The 2,097-nt window shown below is 52.2% G+C and carries 2 protein-coding genes; both read left to right on the top strand.

Features of this window, described 5'->3' with window-relative positions; translation table 11 throughout:
* Positions 1 to 83 precede the first annotated feature (83 nt).
* On the top strand, positions 84 to 833 hold the full coding sequence (locus ACTHUM_RS12120) for an SIMPL domain-containing protein (protein WP_440402972.1): 750 nt from the start codon (positions 84 to 86) through the stop codon (positions 831 to 833).
* 117 nt (positions 834 to 950) lie between these two features.
* Positions 951 to 2,097 (top strand): 1-deoxy-D-xylulose-5-phosphate reductoisomerase (gene ispC / locus ACTHUM_RS12115; protein ID WP_440402971.1); only part of this gene is annotated, 1,147 nt, incomplete at its 3' end.

The following is a 2,097-nucleotide window of genomic DNA, read 5'->3' as shown; positions in this document are numbered from 1 at the left end:
GCCTGCTTGCCGTTATCAGCATTTATGCCGCTTTCGTATATTTGTTTTAAACCGCCTGTCTCACGTTGTTGAGGGAGCTGATTATGTTCGAACAAAAACAGATTTCATCTTTATCGATTTTGGGCGTATTGTTGGCACTGGGATTGATGGCTGCGGCGTTTATTTTGGGCGTGCAGTTTAAGAATCTGCGCCAACCGGGGACGATTACTGTAAAAGGTTTGGCGGAGAAAAACTTCCAATCCGACAGCGCTACGTGGAATACGGGCGTGAACGCGCACGGCGAGAGCTATCAGGAAGTTTTGGATTTGCTGACGGCAAGACGCAAAAAGCTGTCTAAGTTTTTGGGCGAGCAAGGCTTTACGGCGGCTGAAATGAAAGTGGGCCTGCCTGAAGTGTCGCGCGTTTTCAATGAAACCCGCGACGAACTGGGCAACGTAACCCGCACGCCCAACGGCTACGACGGCGACCTCAATATTGTGGTCAACACCAAAAAACTGGACAAAATCCAGGCCGCCCAGCGCGCCATTTTGAATTTCCGTGCGCAAAACGAATTCATCCGCTTCGACAATCCGCAATATTTGCTGGGCAATTTGGAAACCATCAAACGCGATTTGATCACGCAGGCGACTGAGGATGCGCAGAAACGAGCGGCCGAGTTTGCCAAAACCGGCGGCGGCAAAGTGGGCGCCATGCGTTCTGCTTCGCAAGGCTCGTTCAACATCTATGCCGACACCGGCAGCAGTGAGGACGACGAATACGGCGGTTCTTACGATAAAAGCACCGTCGGCAAACAAGTCCGACTGGTTGTTACCATCGAATACGGCATTGAGTAATTCTTTCAGACGGCCTGTTTAACCGGTAGGCAAAAGGCCGTCTGAAAATTGGAAACGGCAAAGAAATCTATTTCAAACACAATGAATACCGTTTGCACAGCACACAAAGAACACACCATGACACAACAAGTTCTGACCATATTAGGCAGTACCGGCAGCATAGGCGAAAGCACTTTGGACGTTATTTCCCGCCATCCCGAAAAATTCCGCGTGTTCGCGCTGGCAGGGCATAGGCAGGTGGACAAGCTGGCGGCGCAATGCAAACAGTTCCGTCCGGAATATGCCGTTGTCGGCGATGCCGACCATGCGGCCGAGCTGGAAAAGAAACTCAAACAAGAAGGCATCGATACGCAGGTTTTATATGGTGCTCAAGCCCTGATTGATGTGGCTTCGGCCGATGAAGTCAGCGGCGTGATGTGTGCCATTGTCGGCGCGGCCGGTTTGCCGTCGGCTTTGGCCGCCGCTCAAAAGGGCAAAACCATTTATCTGGCCAACAAAGAAACGTTGGTGGTTTCCGGCGCATTGTTCATGGAAACCGCCCGTCAAAACGGCGCCGCCGTCTTGCCGATTGACAGCGAACACAACGCCATCTTCCAAGTATTGCCAAGGGATTACACAGGCCGTCTGAATGAGCACGGTATCAATTCGATTATCCTGACCGCATCGGGCGGCCCGTTCCTTAACACCGATTTAAGTACATTTGACAGCATTACGCCCGAGCAGGCGGTCAAGCATCCGAATTGGAGTATGGGGCGAAAAATTTCCGTTGATTCTGCATCAATGATGAATAAGGGCTTGGAGTTGATTGAGGCGCATTGGCTGTTTAACTGTCCGCCGGAAAAACTGGAAGTCGTCATCCATCCGCAATCCGTGATACACAGCATGGTGCGTTATCGCGATGGTTCGGTATTGGCGCAGTTGGGTAATCCCGATATGCGTACGCCGATTGCTTATTGTTTGGGTCTGCCCGAACGCATCGATTCCGGCGTGGGCGAGTTGGATTTCGGCGCGTTGTCCGCTTTGACCTTCCAAAAGCCTGATTTTGACCGTTTCCCATGTCTGAAACTTGCCTATCAGGCCATGAATGCAGGTGGCGCCGCGCCTTGCGTGTTGAACGCCGCCAACGAAGTTGCCGTGGCCGCTTTCTTGGATAAACGCATCAAGTTTACCGATATTGCCCAAGTCGTTGCCCACTGCCTTGCCCAAGATTTTTCAGACGGCCGTCACGATATCGAAGGCCTGCTGGCGCAAGACGCGCAAACAC

This window comes from Neisseria sp. P0021.S006, assembly GCF_051956895.1.
The sequence above is the reverse complement of the archived record's forward strand: the minus strand, read 5'-3'. Positions and strand labels throughout refer to the sequence as shown.